At 43.1% G+C, this 18,584-nt stretch carries 19 protein-coding genes; 15 read left to right on the forward strand and 4 right to left on the reverse strand.

Features of this window, described 5'->3' with window-relative positions; all coding sequences use genetic code 11:
• Positions 1 to 34: 34 nt before the first annotated feature.
• Positions 35 to 1,063, forward strand: a complete 1,029-nt coding sequence (locus tag ACHZES_RS14840) for a hypothetical protein (RefSeq protein WP_395547242.1) — start codon at positions 35 to 37, stop codon at positions 1,061 to 1,063.
• A 22-nt stretch (positions 1,064 to 1,085) separates the two neighbouring features.
• Positions 1,086 to 2,633 carry a hypothetical protein gene (locus tag ACHZES_RS14845; RefSeq protein ID WP_395547241.1) on the forward strand — a complete coding sequence of 516 codons (1,548 nt, stop codon included), beginning with the start codon at positions 1,086 to 1,088 and terminating at the stop codon, positions 2,631 to 2,633.
• Between the two features lie 90 nt (positions 2,634 to 2,723).
• On the opposite strand, the gene ACHZES_RS14850 is transcribed toward ACHZES_RS14845, so the two are convergent.
• Together ACHZES_RS14850 and ACHZES_RS14855 are read right to left on the reverse strand one after the other, a co-directional pair.
• Entirely contained in the window at positions 2,724 to 3,278 is a 555-nt protein-coding gene (locus tag ACHZES_RS14850) for an ImmA/IrrE family metallo-endopeptidase (RefSeq protein WP_110437429.1), read from the reverse strand.
• A 51-nt stretch (positions 3,279 to 3,329) separates the two neighbouring features.
• Positions 3,330 to 3,779, reverse strand: coding sequence for a helix-turn-helix domain-containing protein (locus ACHZES_RS14855; protein ID WP_002304411.1), 450 nt, complete (start codon positions 3,777 to 3,779; stop codon positions 3,330 to 3,332).
• A gap of 286 nt (positions 3,780 to 4,065) precedes the next feature.
• Here ACHZES_RS14855 and ACHZES_RS14860 point away from each other — a divergent pair, with 286 nt between their 5' ends.
• The 13 genes from ACHZES_RS14860 (at position 4,066) to xdhA (ending at position 15,847) form a co-directional block, all read left to right on the forward strand.
• Entirely contained in the window at positions 4,066 to 4,629 is a 564-nt protein-coding gene (locus ACHZES_RS14860; protein WP_008791986.1) for a hypothetical protein, read from the forward strand.
• Positions 4,630 to 4,890: 261 nt separating this feature from the next.
• Positions 4,891 to 5,196 (forward strand): helix-turn-helix transcriptional regulator, encoded by a 306-nt coding sequence (locus tag ACHZES_RS14865; RefSeq protein ID WP_395547240.1) that lies wholly within the window; start codon positions 4,891 to 4,893, stop codon positions 5,194 to 5,196.
• Between the two features lie 88 nt (positions 5,197 to 5,284).
• A complete protein-coding gene (locus tag ACHZES_RS14870; RefSeq protein WP_395547239.1) occupies positions 5,285 to 5,407 on the forward strand; it encodes a hypothetical protein in 123 nt (40 codons plus the stop codon).
• A 302-nt stretch (positions 5,408 to 5,709) separates the two neighbouring features.
• Entirely contained in the window at positions 5,710 to 6,117 is a 408-nt protein-coding gene (locus ACHZES_RS14875) for a type II toxin-antitoxin system PemK/MazF family toxin (protein WP_346066450.1), read from the forward strand.
• Between the two features lie 6 nt (positions 6,118 to 6,123).
• Complete coding sequence (locus ACHZES_RS14880; RefSeq protein ID WP_002304418.1) at positions 6,124 to 6,360, forward strand: helix-turn-helix domain-containing protein; 237 nt, start codon at positions 6,124 to 6,126, stop codon at positions 6,358 to 6,360.
• Positions 6,361 to 6,477: 117 nt separating this feature from the next.
• On the forward strand, positions 6,478 to 7,101 hold the full coding sequence (locus tag ACHZES_RS14885) for a helix-turn-helix domain-containing protein (RefSeq protein ID WP_395547238.1): 624 nt from the start codon (positions 6,478 to 6,480) through the stop codon (positions 7,099 to 7,101).
• Between the two features lie 4 nt (positions 7,102 to 7,105).
• A complete protein-coding gene (xerC, locus tag ACHZES_RS14890) occupies positions 7,106 to 8,479 on the forward strand; it encodes a tyrosine recombinase XerC (protein ID WP_395547237.1) in 1,374 nt (457 codons plus the stop codon).
• An 85-nt stretch (positions 8,480 to 8,564) separates the two neighbouring features.
• Complete coding sequence (locus tag ACHZES_RS14895) at positions 8,565 to 8,870, forward strand: hypothetical protein (protein ID WP_395547236.1); 306 nt, start codon at positions 8,565 to 8,567, stop codon at positions 8,868 to 8,870.
• 813 nt (positions 8,871 to 9,683) lie between these two features.
• Positions 9,684 to 10,574: a xanthine dehydrogenase subunit XdhB gene (gene xdhB, locus ACHZES_RS14900; protein ID WP_395547235.1), complete on the forward strand. Its 891-nt coding sequence runs from the start codon at positions 9,684 to 9,686 to the stop codon at positions 10,572 to 10,574.
• Positions 10,567 to 11,031 (forward strand): xanthine dehydrogenase subunit XdhC, encoded by a 465-nt coding sequence (gene xdhC / locus ACHZES_RS14905; protein WP_395547234.1) that lies wholly within the window; start codon positions 10,567 to 10,569, stop codon positions 11,029 to 11,031. Before xdhB ends, xdhC begins: the two co-directional genes overlap by 8 nt.
• Before the next feature lie 187 nt (positions 11,032 to 11,218).
• Positions 11,219 to 11,947: a GntR family transcriptional regulator gene (locus ACHZES_RS14910; RefSeq protein WP_038284271.1), complete on the forward strand. Its 729-nt coding sequence runs from the start codon at positions 11,219 to 11,221 to the stop codon at positions 11,945 to 11,947.
• A 155-nt stretch (positions 11,948 to 12,102) separates the two neighbouring features.
• On the forward strand, positions 12,103 to 13,491 hold the full coding sequence (locus tag ACHZES_RS14915) for an NCS2 family permease (RefSeq protein WP_084719828.1): 1,389 nt from the start codon (positions 12,103 to 12,105) through the stop codon (positions 13,489 to 13,491).
• A gap of 22 nt (positions 13,492 to 13,513) precedes the next feature.
• Positions 13,514 to 15,847, forward strand: a complete 2,334-nt coding sequence (xdhA, locus tag ACHZES_RS14920) for a xanthine dehydrogenase subunit XdhA (protein ID WP_395547233.1) — start codon at positions 13,514 to 13,516, stop codon at positions 15,845 to 15,847.
• 55 nt (positions 15,848 to 15,902) lie between these two features.
• On the opposite strand, the gene ACHZES_RS14925 is transcribed toward xdhA, so the two are convergent.
• Both ACHZES_RS14925 and ACHZES_RS14930 read right to left on the reverse strand, forming a co-directional pair.
• Positions 15,903 to 16,709 (reverse strand): response regulator, encoded by an 807-nt coding sequence (locus tag ACHZES_RS14925; RefSeq protein WP_154526246.1) that lies wholly within the window; start codon positions 16,707 to 16,709, stop codon positions 15,903 to 15,905.
• Positions 16,702 to 18,426 (reverse strand): sensor histidine kinase, encoded by a 1,725-nt coding sequence (locus ACHZES_RS14930; protein ID WP_154526244.1) that lies wholly within the window; start codon positions 18,424 to 18,426, stop codon positions 16,702 to 16,704. Before ACHZES_RS14930 ends, ACHZES_RS14925 begins: the two co-directional genes overlap by 8 nt.
• Between the last annotated feature and the right edge of the window lie 158 nt (positions 18,427 to 18,584).

The raw sequence follows: 18,584 nt of genomic DNA on the forward strand, positions 1-18,584 counted from the left end.
AACGAAACGGCAGATGGGTTTTAGGAGGTGCGATATGCAGATACATTATTTTCAGAGATACCACTCCAAAGAGAATGTGGATACCTCAAACACCATGCTGATGCTTTCTCGTTTGTATAACTATAACGCTGATAAGTTCTTTTCTATGCTGAACAGCCTTATTCTTGGAGAGGACGAAAGTCCGGAAATCACATTTGATTTGCAGGTCGTTGGTGACGATAGTGTTCCGGATGCGGTTATCAGCCAAAAGAGCTTCAAAATAGTGGTGGAAACAAAGCTCTACAATCAGTTTTATAAACAGCAGCTTGTGAATCATCTGGAACAGTTCGGCGCTGAGGATATAAAGGTTTTGCTCACCCTTGACCCCAAGCCGATGAAACCGCAACTGTTTGATGAACTGGCGGTTGAACTGAAAAAGTATAATAGCGAAAATGCAACCCGGCTTATCCATCCGATCAAGCACGTCAACTTGACCTTCGAGCAGCTTGTGGATGCTATGGAGGATATTGTTGACGACAGAGATACGGAAATCATTGCCGTTTTAGATGATTTCAAGAAGTATTGCTTTGATGAAAAGCTGATACCGGATGGCTATAAATGGATGAGAGCAATCGTAGCCGGTACAACTTTTCAGGACAATATGGATTTGAATCTGTTCTATGACCAGGAATCCCGCAAGTTCTCGGAACATGGATATATCGGCTTGTATAAGGACAAGAGTATCCGTGCCATTGGCAAATTGAAAAAGACCATCATCGCAGTTGAAAATAACGGCAGCATGACCTATCGTGCTGAAAGCGGAGCCGAACCTACCGCAGATGAGATTGAACGAATCAATGAGGCAATCCATCGTGCAGATAATTATGGCTATAACCTTCGGACGATTAGTCATAGATATTTTATCGTTGAAAAGTTCTACCCGATGGACTTTAGAAAAAGCAGTAAGAATCCGATTCAAAAAAGCAAGTTCTTCAATCTTGCTGATATGTTCGGATATAAAACAATGCCTAACACCGATGTTATTGCAAAAGATCTGAACGGCCGGACTTGGGAGGAGTTTTAATCCGATTCGGAAGGAGGTCGCAATGGAGTATTTAGAGCAAGTACACTTATTCGCCACAAAGTGGATTGAGAAATTCAGAGATCAGAAAATCAGCTACATAGAGTTGGTTGACCATTACCTGGCTGATGATTGTCAGGCGTTGGGATTCCAGATGGATTGCGGTCATGCCTTTTCAGAAAAATATGGCGATGCAGCAAGCAGCTGTGATGCACTAAATCGTATCATTGACGAGGTTACAGACATTAAACTGCTTGGGTCGGCAATCTATTCCCAATGGCGATATTTTGATCATTGGGCATACAATGCAGCAGACATCTTGAAGCCCGAAAATCGTTCGTGGTTTATTCTGGCATTGAGCCGCCTTGCCCTTCTTTCCGGCGAGAATCCCTTTCTGCTCCAAGGAGAGCTTAGAAGGATTCGCATTGTTTCAAACCGCCTTGGTTATGGCCCTTGCCCAGAACCGGATGAAGAAGTTGAGCAACACATAACCCTTAATTCAAAAGGACAGGTGTGGCTTTCTTCGTATGTTTTTGGACAGCGCAGAGATGGTCGATACGAAAAAGCTCGCAGTCAGAATCTGAAAATTGATAAAGCAGCTGCCGACAAAATCTTTTCTGCGTTTACAGAGTATTTCAGCAATGGGTACGATGAGGTTTTAGCAACTGATATTGGGAATTGGAATATGGAACTTACCAATGCAGAAGGAAAGGTCTATAAGTTCAGCGGCTCGTTATGCTCGTCTTTTGAAGTGGACGGAATTGACCTGTCAGATCTGCTTCGGGACAGCTTGAAAATGCCTGATTTGTATGCTTTTGATGGGAATAATAAGCCTGATATGGTGAATCGAATCGAAGTAAACTATCATCGAATCACAAAGATCAAGCCAAAAGTTCCTATTTCAGAACACGCAGAATACGCTGTCTGGGATTATACAGAGTCTTTAATTGTGGACAGAGAGAGTGAAAGCATTGAACACATTCAGAATATCGGCTCTGGGTGTTCTGTAAGCAGAAAATACAAAGTTGAGGGCGGGGTTGAAAGCCTTCTTGAAGATATGGATGCAGAAAGCATCTTTGACCATATAGAAGGAAACCCGGAGAATGTAGTGGTTGATCCGCTTGAAACCATAGACTACACCATTAAGGTCATTTCTCAAAAGGGCAATGAAAAGCTCATTCAGGGAACCTACGATAAAAAGGGACTTCCGGATGATTGGGCGGAGTTTATGGAGTCAGTCTTTGAATTTATGTCTTTTTACGGGTGGGGCGAAATTATGAACCCGTCTGTGTATGGGAAGGTACGGCGCTGTGACGATGATATTATCTATTGCAGTGTAGAGTTTGAAGATGGATACAAGAGCTACTATTATATTTCGGATGACGATACCATTGAGGTAGGCGATTTTGTGCTTGTTCCTGCTGGCAAGGATAATCACGAAGCAGTAGTTGAAGTCGTAAAGAAAGAATACTTTGCGGAGGAAGATGTGCCTTTGCCGATGGACAAAACAAAACATATTATCAGAAAATGTACGGATGCTGATTTTGACCTTCCGGACGATGAGCCTGTTTGACTTCCTGATGACAACTAAAAAGTCCACCAGTCATGATGCATTGCGCATCGTACTGGTGGATTTTTTCTGTAAAGATATAAAAACAGATATTCATATATCGCCATAACTAATGTCGTTATCGTAGGCATGAAGATCTTCTTTCAGGAAATCTGCTTTACGAATATACATCGAATTTACCAGCTCCCCCTTTTCGTGGAGCAGGCTGAATTTGTAGTCTAATAATGCTGCCGGTACATAGAGCATTTTAGCCGTTTCAAAAAATGTGTGTTCCGAAAGGCATTCCAGAACTTCTCCATCTTCTAACAGAAGCTCCGCCGCAAAGAAGTTTGCTTCATTTTCTTCGATTGATCTATCATCAAAAACTTCCATTTCTTGAAAGCCGTGCATCATGGCGATTTTCGTATGCAGGACAGCGTGTCCTAATTCATGTGCGACTAAGATACGTTCCAGGATACCGTTCACATTGTGATCTATCACGATATTCTTCTGTCTGGACTGGTAATAGAAGAAGCCCTTCAATTTCTTCTGTAAATCGTAATAATGGATTTTGATACCTAACAGCTGACACAACTCGTAAGGGTCTCTGGTGTGATATTTTCGCACAAGCTTATCGACAGTTTCAATGATATGCTCTGCCGTTTTCATTTGCTTCACCTCCGAATCGCACACAGAAAACATATTCTGTGCTTGAGGATTTTACTCCTTATCTTTATGCTTTCTGTATTTCTTCGGAGTGTACTTTTCCCGTGCTGTTTTCTTAGAGTCCATATAGACTGACATAATCGCCTGGAAGAATACATCTTTTGCGTCCTCGTCCAATTCTCCACCGGCAAACAGAGAATTTACACGACCCAGCACTTCCTGAGCTTCTTTTGCTCCCTTTGAACCGAAGTTTTCCTTTGCCTCTAAAATAAACATATCCTGATCTATATGGCTCTGGCTGTCTGTTTCAGATTCATCCAAAAGATAGGACACAGAGATATGCAGCGCTTCAGCAAGCTTTCTGATGTTGCTTTTTCTGGGGAGCGTTCCGAGTTGCTCATAGGTGTAAAGGGATCTTTCGGAGATGCCGGTCATCTGGGCAAGCTCCGTTTGAGATAGGTTCATAGCCAAACGAGCTTCTTTAATTTTTTCTCCAAATGTCATGGTAGTGTCCTTCCTTTCAAAAAATATTTATTCGTAACTTCCGATTATTTGTTGACAAACTTCTGGAAAATGCTATAATGAGAATCAGCACAGAAGTTTTAGTTCCACTTAATTATATATCGGAACTTTTGTAAAGTCAAGAACTTCCGATTTCACTTCTGTTATTTTAATCAAATATCGGAAGTTATAGTCATTCTTGTCCCATGGTATTTGTTTCCCTTTAGCCAAGTGACAGGAGTTAGAAAGGAATTCTTATTTTATGGATTAGTCTGAAAGGAGATTCTGAATGAGCAGATATAATACACAGGTATTAAGCAATATTCGAATGCTTTGCCGGATGCAGAACATTGACGAGAAGGTTCTGTATGAAAGAGCAAAGCTGATTTTATCCATATATCGAGAGGTGTGCTGGTCTACCATTGATCGTGCGAATGATGTATGTGATACCCTTATTTGTACTTACGGTGACAGCTTAGATGGTGCATTGATTTATCTGGAGAACTTTGCTCCGGATGAAGCGAGAGAACGATTTGAAGAACGCATTCGCAGCTTATTCGAGACAAAGTGGATCATTGAACTGGTAGATATGGCGATGTTGAAAATCAGAGAATATCCGGATAAAGGCGCTCTGTATTGTGAGATTATCTCAAAGGCATATCTCAACCGCTTCAAGTACAGGGAATCAGAAATGCTGGAGGTTCTGAATATGGAACGCAGCACCTACTATGACCGAAAGAAAGAGGCGATACTGTTATTTGGTCTGTCACTTTGGGGAACAGCCATTCCTAAATTGAAAGATTTCCTGGAAAGTGCCAGGGAGGAAGAAGCATTGTGTTATTGTGAATGCTAAGACAGGATTTTAGTCCGACTAAAATCCGATGAAAATACGACGGTTTCCCTACTGAAAGTCCGACTTGTCCAGTGTTAAAATGGCTATGCTGGGAGATAGCGGCATAAAATTGAATAGAGAGAGTTACGCCTCGTGCCTGTAATGGGTACGGGGCTTTTTTTATACCTGTCTATCTTCCTTCATATTAACACAAAGGCATGAACGAGAGCTTGGAGTAATTTACTCCGGCTCTTTTTTTATGCCCGCAAGGAGGACAGGCAGATGGCAAAGGGCATTGAGAATCGGGCACGATCTCCTCCCTCTGTTTTTGATTTTGTAACTTCAAAAATTCAAAAACACGGAGGAACGAAAATGTATTACGACTTGGTTGAAAGTGGAAAAAGAATTAAAGCATTGAGAAAGAAATATGGGCTTACACAGGAACAGCTTGCGGAGCAGTTGGGCGTTGCTGCAAACTCCATTGCACGAATTGAAACCGGCAACAGAGGTATCTCTATTGATTTGGCAATCGAATTGGTTGTGCGCTTTGATACAACCCTTGATTACATATTTTTAGGTCGTGAATAACATTAAAACTATACCTACGAGGCAATAAAAACTTGCATGAGGAACAGGTACAATTTAGATACAGCCAAAGAAAACGGCTGATTGTTCCTTGAAAACTGAATACACAGTCATCGAATACGTTCCTGTTGCCGGTGCGAGAGCATCAGCCACATCAGCGGTACGCCGTGACGTATCGGACAGAGAAACAGAACGACTTTTTTCTATAAATTAAGTAGTTGTCTCTCTCCCGATGCCAGCGATCAATACTGGCTTGTAAATATTGGGTTGCTCCCAATACGGCCATGAAAGCAACAGGATTAAAGATACTTCTCTACGGAGCTGGCGGAGAACCCGGCAGAGGTTAGATTCCTATGGAACTGATTCGCAATCAGTCGTTCGGTGATTCCCTGAGGGCGTAAGCCCTCTTTCCCAGGGGTGCGTGGCAAATATGGGACACATAGACTTTTGGACTGACTGCCTGATTCCTTTCGGGCAGTCAGTTATTACATACCCAACGAAAGGAGGTCATGGCACATGATGAAAGAAAATTGGGTATATTGCCGTGGTGATATTTATTGCGCCAATCTGGACCCGGTAGTTGGGTCAGAACAAGGCGGCATCCGTCCGGTTATCGTCATTCAGAACGATACCGGTAATAAACACGCTCCCACATTGATTGTGGCAACGGTCACCACCAGAATCCATAAAAAAGCGAATATGCCGACGCACTTTGTTATTTACGACAATCCTGCATTCAAAGAAGCGTCAGTTGTTCAGCTGGAACAGATTCGCACCATTGATAAAAGCAGGATTGATAATTACTTAGGTAAGGTAACGCCCCGTGAAATGGTAGCGATTGAGAAAGCCTTATCCGTCAGCCTGGCAATGGAACAGCTGAAAAAGCGTTCCCCAAAACATAAAGCAAAGAGAACGAAGGAGTGAACATAAATGTTTGAAGAAAGAATCGCTGCCATGAATCAGCGCACCGAAGAAGCGATGGCTGCTAACGCAGTTCAGTTTGATAAGAGAACCTATACGGTTGATGAGATTCAGGATATTCTGGGCATCAGCAGAACCAGCGCATACAACCTTGTGAAAAAGAAAGTTTTTCACAGCGTCCGCATCGGCGGCAGTATCAGAATCTCCAAAAAGAGTTTTGATGAGTGGTTGGATCATCAAATGTAAGATTTGTCAAGGGTGTCGTACAACCCAGCGACAAACTTCAAAACATATTGAGAGTTCGATAAAATGTAGCCATGACAAGAAACACATGGCTACATTTTTTACATAGGAGGTTGTACGATGGCGGAAATGAGAAAACGCACGAGTATGTCTGTTCCGGAAATGGGCAGGATGCTCGGTCTTGGTAAAACGGAGTCATACTGGCTCATTAAGAAGAATTACTTCAAAACCATTGTTGTCGGCAACACCATGAGAGTGATGATCGACAGCTTTGAAGAATGGTATGCCAATCAGTTCAAATACCAGAAGGTCGATGGAACCCCTCCCGGCGAGGAACTGAAGAAAACTACATATTCAATGGAGGAGCTTGGACAGCGCCTTGGGCTGAAAGAAGCGACTGCTTACGAGCTGGTTGCTAAAGGGCATTTTGAAGTGGTCGATGTCCTGGGCAAGCGCAGAGTGACCAAGGAGAGCTTTGAAAGATGGTATGCTTCTCAAACCGATTACCGCACGGTAGAGGATCAGGAACTGGATGCAGATATTATGGCATCCACCTACGGTCTGCCGGAAATGGCAAGAATGCTTGGGGTACATCGTCAGACCATTTACTATATCGTTGCCAATGAAGATTTTGAACTTATCAAGGTTGGCAGATATAAGCGAGCTACCAAAGAGAGCTTTGAAAAATGGTATCAGAATCAGACCCGCTACCAGTTAGCGGAAGATAGACAGGAAAGGAGCTGATCACATGGCATCTATCGTTAAGAGAAAAAAGAAGTATTCTGTGGTTTATACATACACCGATGAGAACGGCAACAAGCGTCAGAAGTGGGAAACCTTTGAAACGAATGCCGAAGCAAAGAAAAGGAAGTTGCAGGTTGAATATGAGCAGGAGTCCGGAACCTTTATTCCCCCCTCTGCTAAAACCGTCAACGATCTTTTGGATGAGTATATGTCAATCTATGGTGTGAACACCTGGGCGATGTCTACCTATGAAAGCAGAAAGAGCCTGATTGCAAACTATATTCGTCCCCTCATCGGTGATATGAAGCTGGAGGATGTCACACCGAGAATCATGGACAAGTATTACAGAGATTTGCTTTCTGTCAAAGCGGTTTCTTCTAAGTATGTAAAAGCCCGTACAGAATATCTGACTCCGCATACTATCCGAGAAGTTCACAAGACATTGCGAAATGCTTTCAATCAGGCGGTCAAGTGGGAATTGATGACCAGAAATCCTGTGGAGCACGCTACGCTGCCGAAGGAAGAACACAAGACCAGGGACATCTGGACAGCAGAAGTGCTCCAGAAGGCTTTGGAAGCCTGTGACGATGATATTCTTCGTCTGGCTATCAACCTTGCCTTCTCCTGTTCCCTGCGAATGGGCGAGCTTCTGGGGCTTACCTGGGACTGTATTGACGTTTCCCCCACCAGTATTGAACTTGGTCAGGCAAGCATCTTCGTTGAAAAGGAGTTGCAGAGAGTAAATCGTGAAGCGATGGCAGATCTGGACGGTAAGGACATCATGTTTAAGTTCCCGCCGACCTTCGCCAGTACGCATACCGCATTGGTTCTCAAAACTCCTAAGACCAAAACAAGTGTCCGCAAGGTATTCTTACCGAAAACCGTAGCGGAAATGTTGGTACAGCGAAAGGCTGACATCGAAGAACTGAAAGACCTTTTCGGTGACGAGTTTGTAGACTTCAATCTGGTTTTTTGTTCTTCCAACGGCAAACCGATTGAGGGACAGGTTATCAACCGTGCTTTCAATAAGCTGATTGAGGAGAACGGACTGCCGAAAGTGGTTTTCCATAGTCTCCGACATTCCAGTATCACTTACAAGCTGAAGCTAAACGGCGGCGATATGAAATCCGTTCAAGGTGATTCCGGTCATGCACAGGTCAAGATGGTAGCGGATGTTTACTCCCATATAATTGACGATGACCGCAGACTGAACGCTGAAAGATTGGAAGCTGCGTTCTACTCAGGCAGACAGACAACACCGGAGCCGGTTCAACCTGTCGCAACGGAAAGCTCCGCTGATGATAAAGAACTTCTTCTGAAGCTTCTGCAAAATCCGGAAATGGCAGCACTCCTGAAGTCGCTGGCAAAAACATTATAATAACTGCAAGGGCAGATCCTTTTACATAGCTGCAATAGCTGTAGAAGGGTCTGCCCTTATTTTTTTGTTTTGGAGGTCAACGAGTATGGATAGAATCTTTATGGACGAGTATTACGAGCATCTGAGAGCTGACAATATCGAGGAATTTTCCAAGGAACGGAACGACGAATATGTTGGCAGAGCTGAGGAATACGAAGCAGCGAAGTCAGCATTGCTTGAAGGATTGGGACTTGAGCATTTGTTTGACCATAGCCATGAACTGACTCCGAAAGAGAAAGCTATATGGATGTTATTCGATAGGGTTCATGTAGCAGAGCTTCTTGCGAGGGATGCTTTTGCCAAGGGTGCTTATATGCTCGGCGCTGAGGATAGAGAGATCATGCTGAAATAAAAAAAGACCTGCTTCGGCGGGTCTAAATTACATAGAATCATTGAGTCTGAAAAAACCTTTGAAATTCTTGATAATTCTGGTTGAAAAATTCATTTTGAAATGATATATTAAACAGACTTAAATAGGTGTCCGAAACACCAGCACCCCTGCACGGGAATGAATAGGATTTCCTATCATTTCGTATAACGAGAAGTTACATAGTGACATTTACTTGCACTTGCAACGTCCGCCAAAAATCGAAAGCCTTGCTAATTTCGAGCCAATCGGACGGTGTAAAATCCCTCTGAATTAGCTATCACAGCGTAGTATCGGATGGGATTTGAAATGCTGAAAAACCTTGTATTTCCAAGCATTTTTAAGCATCAGATGTCACTTCCCGATGTCGTATCGGGTCTACTCCTAAGCGGAAGGCCAGCGGTTCGAATCCGCTCAGGAACGCCAGAAGTTTCGCCGAAAGCCTTGTATCACTTGGTTTTCGGCTTTTTATTTTGCACTGATAAATGGTAAGGTAGCCAGTAATCCGAGGAGAGATTATATGGCTGCCTTTTCCTATATTATAAGGAATTTTTTTAGATACATAATAAATCAGATGATTGGCAATTTGTCATAAATATTAAGTTAATTGCTGTATAAAATTCATATAGACAGCTAGTTTTTAGTTTGATATTATAGTAATACAAATAGGTAATACAACTAGAAAGAAACGATGTTTGTATCGATGTTTTATAAAGATGAATGCCGGATCGGTTAATTACAAACATCATAGATTCTGAAGTTATTTCGGGAATTAATAAATATGGGGAGGTTTATACGATGTATGATATTAAGGAAATTTACCAGCCATCCAATTTATCCGAGACGCTTAACTTAATGGCCAGTAATCAGGATGGAATTGTTATTTCTGGCGGAACTGATGTATTAATCAGGCTGCGTGAACGTAAGCTTAAGGAATGTAAGCTAATCAGCATACATAAGCTTAAAGAATTACAGGGGATTTCATATAAAGATTCTCTTAATGATATGATTATTTACCCTGGGACTTGCTTTGAGGAGATCCACAGCAATACAATGGTTGAGAAAAATTGCCACTGTCTATGGCAGGCAGCCAATGAAGTGGGAAGTCCTCAGATACGGACCGTAGCGACAATCGGAGGGAATGTCTGTAATGGGGCTGTCAGTGCGGATAGCGCACCTTCACTTCTGGTGTTAAATGCAGAACTGGAATTAACGATGGCTCATTCCAAGCGGAGTGTACCAATCAGGGAGTTTTTCACAGGGCCTGGCAAAACCGTGTTAGAGAAAGGGAAAGAATTATTAACTGCAATTAAAATCCCAGCCGTTCCAGAGGGAAGTGGGAGTTATTATATTAAATTTGGAGCTCGTAATGCGCTTGAAATTTCGACTTTGGGCTGTGCTGTATTTGTAACTCTTAATGAATCTAAAGATGTTTTTGAAGACTTTAGGATTGCATTTGGAGTTGCAGCTCCAACCCCAATCCGTTGCACGCAGATAGAGGAGCGGGTAAAGGGACTTCCATTAACAAGGGAAACTTTAAAATTCATTGGGAACGAAGTTCTAAAAGAAGTGAATCCCAGAGACAGTTGGAGAGCATCCAAACAATTGAGAACACAATTAATCAGGGAATTGAGCCAGCGCGCTGCGGAAGGTGCTGTTAGGAATGCGGGAGGTGCTATCATTGATTAAGGTCATACATATGAAAGTAAATGGGAAACAGGTGGAGTTGGGAGTTGATGACAGGGAATGTCTGACGGATACCCTTCGCAACCGTCTAGGACTTACGAGCGTTAAGAAAGGCTGCGAGGCCGGTGAGTGTGGTGCGTGCACCGTGCTCATAAACGGAAAAGCTACCAACAGTTGTATATATCTGTCTATGTGGGCAGAAGGACGGGAAATTGTTACCGTGGAAGGTATCAAAGGAGAAAATGGGAACCTACACCCGATTCAGCAGGCTTTTGTTGATGAGGCAGCAATCCAATGCGGATTCTGCACACCAGGACTGATCCTGACGGCCGTTGAGATTGTGGGATCCGGGAAAAAATACACACGGGATGAACTTCGAAAGCTGATTTCAGGTCATTTGTGCCGCTGTACAGGTTATGAGAATATTCTAAATGCAGTAGAAAAAGTAGCCGGGCTGTAAAAGAAGATAGTAAGTTAAGGACCGTATATCGGATGCCAGAAAAATTCTATTTATATATTCATGCATTTAAGGTCAGCTGCTTTAGGTAGTTGGCCTTAACGTATTCGTTCTCCTAAGTTGCAGATTACGGTTCAAAATGCTATACTATCAATGAAATAGTACGATGAAGGTGATAAGGAGGGGGAAGATGGAAAAACCAAAGCAGTTATCAGATCGATACACACAGGAGATCCTCCATGAAATTCAGGCGGGGATTTACGCTCATGCGGACAGACTGCCATCAGAGCCGGATATTGCGAAGCGATTCGGCATCAGCCGCACCATGGTCAGGGATTGTCTGTCAATTCTTGAGAGAGAGGGATTTATAAGCCGTAAACATGGTGTTGGGACTATTATTAATCAACATGTGCTTAAAGTGAAGTTACGGATAGATTTGGAGCAGGAATTCCTGGATATGATCAGTGGAGCAGGATATGAAGCAGATATTGCGTTTGTGCATGTGAGACATGAAAAAGCTGACGAACAGGTTGCTAAAAAACTTCGCATAAATTGTGGCGAGGGTGTGGTAGTAAGTAAGAGACTGATAACAGCAGATGGCAAGCCAGCGATTCATTGTTCTGATTACATTGCAGAGCGCAGCATAGCTGTAAGGGACTATGATTTGAACCTGCTTAAGAAGCCAGTGTTTGAATTTATCAAGGAATATTGCGATACAGAGATTTACATGGATTTGTCTGAAGTAAGTGCTGTAGCTGCGGATGCTGAGATGGCAGAAAATTTTGGTGTGGAGGCAGGAAGCCCATTATTATACATTGATGAAGTGGGCTACAATTTTGTTGGACAGCCAATCCTGTATTCCAAAGAACACTATGCGGATGGAATTTTGAAGCATACCATATTAAGAAAGAAAATATAGGCTGTTTAATAACAATTCTTGTGAGAGTTCGACAAAATCGACTCTCTTTTTTTATGAGAAAATACATTGATTATCATTCATAAATTTGCTATTATTAAAATAATACAAATAGGTAATACAAATAGGTATCATCTAAGAAGAGAAAGGGGTTAATTATGGAGAGGGGTAAACAAGCGGGGAGTGTGAGCACATTCCTGGAGAGACAATTTCATTTGAAGGAGAACCATACGAATGTGAAAACAGAGGTGATTGCGGGTCTGACAACATTTTTAACATGCACATACATATTGGCAGTTAATCCGGCAATTCTTTCTTCTACAGGAATGGATTCAAAAGCGGTACTTTGGGCAACCGCTATCGCAGCGGCAATCGCATGTTTTGCAATGGGACTGCTTACGAACTTCCCATTTGCATTGGCACCGGCTATGGGGTTGAATGCTTATTTTGCTTACACAGTCTGTGGGGCTCTTGGACTGTCCTGGCAGAATGCATTGGCTTGTGTCTTTGTTGAGGGTGTGACATTCAGTATTTTAAGCGTAATTGGGGTGCAGGATAAGATTGTAAACGGAATTCCGGAATGCTTAAAACAGGCTATTTCCGCGGCAATTGGATTTTTTATTGCCTTTTCTGGTTTGCATAACGCAGGGATTATTGCATATGATCCGGATAATCTGTTACAGCTTGGAAATTTAAGAGACCCTGGGGTTATTCTGGCACTGATAGGGATTCTGTTGACTGCAGGGCTGGTTATTAAGCGGGTGAAAGGGGCTATTCTTATTGGAATCCTTGGTATTACATTTTTGGGACTTCTCTTTAAAAATCCGGAAACGGGGCTGGCCTATACACAATGGCAGGGATTAATTGCAATTGAAAACCCTGTTAAGGCATTAGCTCCTACCTTTGGTCAGTTGACCTTTAAAGGCCTGTTTGGAGGGGGTGTGGCTACAACCATTGGTGTACTATTTGCAATATTCAGCTTTTTATTTGTAGATATGTTTGATAGTATCGGTGTTTTAGTAGGGGTAGGTATTAAAGCTGGTTTTGTTAATGAGAAAGGGGAACTGCCGGGAGCAGGCAAGGCGCTGTTCGTTTCAGCTGCAGGAGCTGCAGTCGGTGCAATATTCGGAACGCAGACTGTAACTGTATTCGGAGCGGAGAGTACGACCGGTATTGCAGAAGGTGGAAGGACCGGCCTGACAGCAATTGTCATAGGAATATTTTTCCTTCTGTCCCTGCTTTTCACACCTCTGTTCTTAATGATTCCGGGAATTGCTACGGCTCCGGCCCTTGTCATGGTTGGTATTTTCATGATTGAGCCATTGATGCACGTAGATCTTAGTGATACAAAGATTGCATTTCCCGTGTTCATCTGTGTTGCTTTTATGGCGTTTACCTTTAATATCGCTTACGGAATCCTCTTTGGTCTGCTGGCGTATACAGGCGGACAGGTGTTTGCCGGAAACGCCAAGAAATTATCATTACCAACCTGGATACTATCGGGGATCTTTATGCTATATCTCGTATTGGAGATTATATTCAGATAGCGGAAATATGGAGGTGTAGACTATGGGAATCAAAAGTAATGTTATAAGGTTAGATGCAGTGGAAAAGGTGACAGGAGCTGCAAAATATACAGAGGATCTGATACCAGCCAACGCATTGGTGGGTAAGACTCTGCATAGTACAATTGCAAATGGGGAAGTAGTGGCCATTGATATTGAGGAGGCATTAAAAGTACCTGGAGTAGTGGATATTGTCACCTGCTTCGATGTTCCAAATCATAAGTATGCCACATGCGGACATCCGTTTTCACTGGACCCATCCCATGCTGATGTGAAGAACAAGACTATTTTAACCAGCAGAGTAAGGTATTATGGAGATGAGATTGCAGCAGTCGTGGCGGAGGACCATCTGGCTGCCCAAAAAGCACTGGAAAAAATTAAAGTGGAATACAAAGTCTTTGAGCCAGTGCTGACTCCGGAAGCGGCAGTGGAAAGTGGTAATGATCTCCATAGCCTTTCCCCAAGAAATGAGTTGGCGCGGATGGACTTCCAGATTACACCAGATGGCAAGGTGGATTTTTATAAAGGAGAATTTTCTACAGATCCCCACATCGGAGGTCATAAAGATTTAAAAGGAACCAAATTCTATGTGCCGCCTCAACAGCATTGCCACATAGAAAATATTTGCTGTTTTGCTTATATCAGCGATAGAAAAATCGTTATCGTAACACCAAACCAGGCAACTCATACCCTGCGGAGGAATGTAGCGGAGGCTGTGGGCCTCCCCATTGGGAATATACGTATCGTGAAGCCATATATGGGCGGAGGATTCGGAAACAAGCAGGATACATATTATGAACCGTTGGCAGCATTCCTGACTATGAGGTTGGGAGGCCGTTGTATATCATTTACGATGAGCAGGGAAGAAACCTTTGTAAATAGCCGGACACGTCACGCCATGGATCTCTGGTCCGCAGTTTCGGTAAATGATAAAGGGCGAATTACAAAAAAAGGATTGAGAATTAACTCCTACAGCGGGGCCTATGGAAGTAATGGGCATGCGATTACTGCCTATGCGGTAACTAATTATTTCCAGCTGTATCCGGCCCTTGAAAAGCAGGTGGGAGAATCTGCTACTGTATACACAACCATGCCATCGGCGGCAGCCATGCGGGGATATGGAATTCCTCAGGTGGACTTTGCCATGGAATGTCAGATGGATGATATAGCCATGGAACATGGCTGGGATCCTGTTGAGTTCAGGAGAAAGAACATGATGGAAAAAGGGTTCCTGGATCCATTTGACCGATTCCATTGTGCCAGCAATGGGTTGGAAGAATGTTTAGATAAAGGCTGTGAGATGATAGACTGGAAGGAACGGAGAAAGGCCTACGACGAATTCAACAAGAAATCTGCCGGCATAAAGAAAGGGGTAGGAATGGCCCTGTTCGCTTATAAAACTGGCGTATATCCGATTCAGTTGGAAACAGCCTCCTGCAGAATTCTTTTAAATGAGGATGGCAGCGTCCAGGTCCAGGTGAGTGCAACGGAGTTGGGACAGGGGTCTGACACGGTATTTGCGCAGATGGTCTCAGAAGTGACAACCATTCCAGAAGATAAAGTTTTTGTAATAGGCAAACAGGATACGGATACATCTCCACATGATGCAGGTGCTTATGCCTCTAGACAGACATATGTATCAGGCAGTGCTGTAAAACAGACAGCTGAGATATTAAGGCAGAAGATTTTAAATCGGGCGGCGTTGTTGTATAATGAGGATGAGGAAAAGCTGAATCTGACTTATGAGCATGTAGTGGCAGCTGATGGTACAGTTCTGGGATCTATCGCTGATGTAGCCTTAAAGATACAGTATATTAATGATATTAAGATAGACAGTGAACACATTACTGCCGAATCTACATATACCATGCGGAACAACGCATTCTCCTTCGGAGCAAGTTTTGTGGATTTGGAAGTGGATGTGTCCATTGGAAAAATCAAAATAAACCGTGTAGTTGCCGTCCATGACAGCGGGACAATTCTAAATCCTCAGCTGGCCAGTGCCCAAGTGCATGGAGGGGTTGCCATGGGATTAGGCTATGCATTAAGTGAACAGATGCTTTTTGATGGAAAGACCGGGAAGATGCTCAATGATAACCTATTGGATTATAAAATCCCTACATCCATGGATATTCCACCGATTGAAGTAGCTTTTATTGAAACTTATGAGCCAACCGGGCCATTTGGAAACAAAGCGCTGGGTGAGCCACCGCTGATTCCCCAGGCTCCGGCAGTCCGGAATGCAGTTTTACATGCAACAGGGGTTGGAATTAACAGCCTGCCTCTGACATCAGATCATTTAATACGGGCTTTCTTGAAGGCTGGGCTGATCGAGTGACAGAGCGGTTGTCAAATATTAGTTAGTAATGATAAAACGCTGTAAAACCTAGGTTTTACAGCGTTTTTCTTGCGTTCCCATCCCCTATCTCCATAAATTTAGCCGGAGAACAGCCTATATACTTCTTAAACACCTTAATAAAGTACTTATAATCAGAAAATCCCACCATCTCTGCAATTTCATATACTTTATACTGGTCGGATTTCAAAAGTTCCACAGCCTTCTGCATCCGGTAACGGTTTAAAAAATCATTGAAGGTGTAGCCAGTCTCGCTTTTGAATTTCGTATTTAAGTAAGTACAGGAAAGATTATATTCTTCGCTTAAATCGGTTAAGGATAGGCGGGAAGAATAGTGCTCTTCGATATACTTTACCATGGAGCTTACATATTTATTTTTGAAGGTGATGGTTTCAGAAATATCGGTTTCTAATATGCCCAGCTTTTTCTTCTCCATATCGATTTGCCGGATGTATCCCTTCATTCGTGTGTTAGCTTCCAGCTTCTCGGTTATCTTTAGAATCGCATCATAAAGCTCTGTAAAATCCACAGGTTTTAACAGATATTCTGTGACCCCAAGGCGAATTGCCTTTTTGGCAAATTCAAATTCACTGTATCCAGATACGATAATGGCTTCATAACCGTATTCTTTAATGCTTTCTTCCAACATCTGCAGACCGTTCATAATGGGCATGTTGATATCTACTATTACGATGTCTGGTTCATTATCTTTGATCTTTTGAATTCCATCGACTCCGTCTATGGCTTCGCCTACGACCATACAGTTGATCTCCTGCCAATTCACCATGAACATCAGACCTTTTCTGATGATATCTTCGTCTTCTACAAGTAAAACCTTATACATAATAATCCTCCATATCTGCCGGCATGGTTACTGTGACCCGTGTGCCGGAACCTGGCTGACTTTCGATTGTTACGCCATATCCAGGGCCATATAACAGCCGGACTACACGATGGGAATTATAGAGACCTATATGCTCCTTATATCCATCCTCCGACTCCAGTCCGGCCCGCAGACTGGCAAGGCGTTCTCCATCAATTCCGCTTCCGTCATCCTCCACGCACAGCTCCAGCAGATCATCATGCAAACGACCAGTGATCGTAATGGAGATGGAGTGGGTGTTTTTCATGCCGTGGACCAGGGAATTCTCCACAACCGGCTGAAGCAGCAGCTTGGGAATCCGGTATTCCAGCAGTTCTTCCGGAATATCAATATGATATTTCAGGCGTCGGTTATAGCGCATCTTTTGTAATAGGAGATAATCATTGATATATTCAATGTCTGTTCTGAGGGAGACAATGGTGCTGCCGTAATAGATGCTGTAGCGCATGAGTCTGGCGAAAGACTGAACCATATCAGAGGCTTTTGCTGCATCGATCATAATTTCATACCGGAGGGTCTCCATGACATTGAAAATAAAATGAGGGTTAAATTGTTCTTCTAATTGCTTGATTTCCATGGTCCGCTTTCGTTCGGACAGTTCGCTGTTGTATTTCAGCAGTTCTTCCCGTTGTATTACCATGTGGCGGTATGCATCATCCAGCTTTTGGAATTCATCAAATACTTTCGAACGGAGCTGATAGTCCATATTTCCCTTCCCCATCTGTTCAATGGAGTTCTGGAGCTCATTGATGGCCAGCAGGTTTTTCTGGGTAATGTGTTCGGTTACAGGCAGTGAAATGATGACCAGAAGGATTCCTACGATAAGCATGAATACAAAGCCGTATAACAGGAGATCTTTCTGATACTCTGTAGAAACCAGCGTATATAAGATCAGAGAACTCCCGGGAAGGGAGCTTTTTTGAATATGATAATGTTTTCCATTGACCTTTACCACACTTCCTTCCTGCCAGTCCATCCGATATTTTCCGGAAGGGTATTTGTCTATGGGGTCAGTCTTCTGGCGGCTGATAGAAAAGATAAGATTATCATACCGGTCCGTGATGATCACATCATCCAGAGGATATTCACGGATGATCTCATAAAGGTAGGAATCCAGCAGGTCGAAAAACAGATAGCCGGTAAGGGTGCCATCTTTTAGTACCGCTTTGCCTAAGATTAGATCTCCGGCTTGATCATGGGCGTAGTTTAACCGGCTTGGCAGAGTGAAGATCTTCTCGGGCTGTTCCTGCATTTGACTGGTCATGCGGCGAAAAATATCACTTTCATGGAAAATCTCTTGGTTACCGGCAAATAGATTACTGCTGACGATGCGTCCATTCTGATCCAGGAGTACAAATGTTGAACGGATTGTCTGGGCGTTGGTAAAGTGATAGAGAAGCCGGTTGTTTGCTGTGATGGCAGTGGAGTCGGTGCTGTTTAGTGCGGTTAGGAGAACCGGATTTTGAGTAAGCTCGGTCAGTCCCTGATGATAGAGCAGGAGCTGTTGATCCAGGATACCGGATAACTGAATATGATTCTTTTTATTTGGGCCGGAGATGATCCATTGTACATTGATTAGGAGAAATAAAAGTACCAGCACAAATAGTAGGGAGATGATGGATAGTGCGTATTTGATGAAGGATTTTTTGATGTAGTGTTTGTACTGGTTATTTTTCATAGTGGGGGAGGCCTCCGGGGGGGATTTGGGTGATAGGTGAGGGGGGGTGGTGGTTATTATTATATTATACCATAAGTCCGCAGTGTAGCTCATAAAACCTGCGGTTTTATGAGCTAACGGGCATTCGCCCTATGAAATAAGTCATGAAAAGATTTTCT

This window comes from Lacrimispora sanguinis (assembly GCF_044987295.1).
In the GTDB taxonomy this organism is placed as follows: Bacteria; Bacillota; Clostridia; order Lachnospirales; family Lachnospiraceae; genus Lacrimispora; species Lacrimispora celerecrescens_B.